General features: G+C 68.9%; 2 protein-coding genes. Both read left to right on the top strand.

Features of this window, described 5'->3' with window-relative positions; genetic code table 11:
• Nucleotides 1–83: 83 nt before the first annotated feature.
• Nucleotides 84–1547, top strand: a complete 1464-nt coding sequence (locus NS354_RS12330; RefSeq protein ID WP_058594753.1) for an APC family permease — start codon at nucleotides 84–86, stop codon at nucleotides 1545–1547.
• A 78-nt stretch (nucleotides 1548–1625) separates the two neighbouring features.
• A complete protein-coding gene (locus NS354_RS12325) occupies nucleotides 1626–2000 on the top strand; it encodes a winged helix-turn-helix domain-containing protein (protein ID WP_058594752.1) in 375 nt (124 codons plus the stop codon).
• The last annotated feature ends 16 nt before the right edge of the window (nucleotides 2001–2016 follow it).

The following is a 2016-nucleotide window of genomic DNA, read 5'->3' as shown; positions in this document are numbered from 1 at the left end:
GACTCCACCGAAACCGACCCAATCGCACGGGCACCGCCGGCCCGCCCCGGCCGCAGCTCAAGCGCACCGAACAAGGAAGTTCCATGGCACATCCCACAACTCCCGACGCCCCGCAGCGGGCACGCCTCTCGGGCAATCTCGGCACCGGCAGCATCGCGTTCATGGTGATCGCCGCCGCAGCGCCCCTCACCGTGATCGGCGGCAACGCACCCCTCGCCATCGGCCAGGGCAACGGCGCTGGCGCTCCCGTCGGCTTCCTGATCGCGTCGATCGTGCTGCTGCTCTTCGCCGTCGGCTTCGTCGCCATGACCCCGTTCGTGAAGGAGGCCGGGGCGTTCTTCAGCTACGTCACGGTGGGCCTCGGCAGCCGGCTCGGAATGGGAACGGCGTACGTCGCGCTCATCGCGTACACGGCGATCCAGGCCGGCATCTACGGCTACATGGGCTGGGCGGTCATGGACCTCGTGCGCTACTACGGCGGCCCCGAGATCCACTGGTCGGTCTTCGCGGTGCTCGCGCTCGTCGTGGTCGGGCTGCTCGGCTACCGCCACATCGACCTGTCGTCGAAGGTGCTCGGGGTCGCACTGCTGCTCGAGATCCTCGTCATGATGATCGTCAACGTCGCCGTGCTCGTGAACGGCGGGCCGGAGGGGCTCGCACCGCAGTCGTTCGACCCGCAGGTCTTCCTCACGTCGGGCATCGGCGTGGCGATCCTCTTCGCCCTCACCGGCTTCATCGGCTTCGAATCGACCGCGATCTACCGCGACGAGGCGCGTGAGCCGAGCCGCACGATTCCGCGCGCGACCTACCTCGCGGTCGCGATCATCGGCGTCTTCTACACCCTGTCGGTGTGGGTGCTCGTGGTGGCCGCGGGCGCGAGCAACGTCACCGAGGTGGCGCAGCAGACGCTCTTCGGATCGAAGAACATGCTGCTCGACACCGCGGGCGACTTCGCCGGAGCGTTCACGCGGAACGTCATGCAGATCCTCCTCATCACCAGCCTCTTCGCGTGCGTGCTGAGCTTCCACAACATCGTGGCCCGCTACCAGTTCGCGCTCGCGAAAATCGGCTCGATGCCGGCGCCGCTCAGCCGGGTGCACGTCAAGCATCAGAGCCCGGCCCTCTCGTCGCTGGTGCAGAGCGTCACGGCGCTCGTGATCATCGGGCTGTTCGTGGTGATCGGCCTCGATCCGCTCGTCGAGGTGTTCGGATACATGGCCGGCGTCGCAACGATCGGCATGGTCATGATGATGCTGCTCACCACGGTCGCGGTCGTCGTGTTCTTCGTGCGCAATCCGCGACTGCGGAAGAGCATCTGGACGGGCACGGTGCTGCCGGTCGTCGCGGTCGCCGCCCTCGGCCTCGCCGCGTGGCTGGTGCTCTCGAACTTCACGATGGTGACGGGCGGCAGTCTGGCCGTGAGCATCGTGCTCGCGCTCATCCCGCCCGCGGCGCTGGTCGCGGGGGCGATCGTGAATCGCAAGGACGGCGGGCGCACCGTCGACATCCAGCTCGACCGGGTGCTGGAGGCGGAGTCGCGCGAGTGAGTGGGGCGGGTCGGGTCGCGGCATCGGATCGGGCCGGGTGCCGGATCGGGTGCTCCGGCGGTCATCTAAGCTGATGGGATGACTGGTGCGAAGCCGCGCGAGGAGGTGCCGGATCGCGCCGACCCCCTGCGGGCGCCGCGTGTGGCGGCGATCGCGCGCCTGAGCGCGATCGACACGGTGCGCGCGCGCATCACGATGGCGATCGACCTGGGCCTGCTGCAGCCCGACGAGCGCCTGCCTCCCGCGGACGAGATGGCCGAGTCGTTCGGCGTGAGCACGACGTCGGTGAGCCGCGGCCTCGCGCTGCTGCAGGACGAGGGCGTGATCGTGCGGAGGGCGGGGCGCTACGGCGGCAGCTACGTGCGCGGGGGCGAGGCTCACCGACGTCGGGCGCACGCCGGACGAGTCGGGCATCTCTGTGTCTTACACGCATCTCCGAGACCACGAGACTAGGCGTGAGCTCGTGTAA

The sequence above is a fragment of the Leucobacter chromiiresistens genome (assembly GCF_001477055.1).
In the GTDB taxonomy this organism is placed as follows: domain Bacteria; phylum Actinomycetota; class Actinomycetes; order Actinomycetales; family Microbacteriaceae; genus Leucobacter; species Leucobacter chromiiresistens_A.
The sequence above is the reverse complement of the archived record's forward strand: the minus strand, read 5'-3'. Positions and strand labels throughout refer to the sequence as shown.

What these genes read in the sequence shown, in the direction of transcription:
- NS354_RS12330 (WP_058594753.1), top strand. Translation starts at nt 84, where the DNA reads ATGGCACATCCCACAACTCCCGACGCCCCGCAGCGGGCACGCCTCTCG.
- NS354_RS12325 (WP_058594752.1), top strand. Translation starts at nt 1,626, where the DNA reads ATGACTGGTGCGAAGCCGCGCGAGGAGGTGCCGGATCGCGCCGACCCC.